We start from the raw sequence: 989 nt of genomic DNA, 5'->3' as shown, positions 1-989 counted from the left end.
AAATTAATAGTCTTATCCTCTCTAGCAGGATAAATCACATCAGCAGTATCTTGAAATATTTGCCTACAACTATGAACAGCATTTGACCAATCCTCTGAATTTTCGGACGTTAAATTCTCATAAACAGATGCAAATTTTTGTGCTGATAATGGTACTAAATCTCCAATTTTTCCGTCTACAAACTTTATTGTTCTAGAAAAAATATCTGACGTAATTTTTGAATATTTTAGCTCATAATATTTATTAGACGCATATTCGTATACAAAAGGTTGTCGTTTAATTAGAAATTGAGAGTTCGTGCTAATACCATCTCTTAAACTCTTTCTTTCTAAAAAATTACTAGGGCGTGGCCTCATTTGAAGAATTGGTTTTAAATACTTATAATCCTCTTTTAAGCTCTTTTCATTTCTATATTTTTTCAATGGCACGTACTCTTCTCACTGATGATATTTGGCAGCAAATCCAGGATACTATGCGATTACATGGTTGTTACTGTTCAAAAAACAGTAGAAATATCATGGAAGCCATCTTATGGAAACTGCGCACAGGCGCCATATGGCGCGATATTCCTCAAGAATTTTGCCCTTGGCAAACTGCTTACAATCGCTTTAATCGCTGGGCAAGTAAGGGATTATGGGATAAATTTTTTTTAGATTACGAGGCGTCTTGGATCAAGAATGGGTATTCATTGACAGAAGCTACATACGCGTGCATCAACATGCAAGTGGAGCTCGGTATGGTTTCGAAAGAGCAATTGGACAATCACGCGGTGGACAAACAACAAAAATACATCTTGCAACCGACGCGAATGGATTACCGATTGATTTTAAAATCACTGGGGGTGACGTCCACGACAGTCAAGTTGCAAAACAACTGACTGATATTGTAGGCGAGGCAACATATTTCATTGCTGACAAGGGATATGATGCTGAGCACATTCGAATATGTGCTAAGAACAAGAATATGATTCCTATTATTCCATTGAGATC

At 36.6% G+C, this 989-nt stretch carries 2 pseudogenes; one reads left to right on the top strand and one right to left on the bottom strand.

Going from position 1 to position 989, the window contains the following annotated elements:
- A pseudogene (locus B4J23_RS01845) lies at positions 1–428 on the bottom strand (hypothetical protein); the annotation flags it as partial.
- Here B4J23_RS01845 and B4J23_RS01840 point away from each other — a divergent pair.
- Positions 422–989, top strand: a pseudogene (locus B4J23_RS01840) (IS5 family transposase); the annotation flags it as partial. The pseudogenes B4J23_RS01845 and B4J23_RS01840 overlap by 7 nt on opposite strands.

Source organism: Acinetobacter sp. UBA3025, from assembly GCF_002367915.1.
In the GTDB taxonomy this organism is placed as follows: domain Bacteria; phylum Pseudomonadota; class Gammaproteobacteria; order Pseudomonadales; family Moraxellaceae; genus Acinetobacter.
Note: the sequence above shows the minus strand (reverse complement) of the source record. Positions and strands in the feature narration are given on the sequence as shown.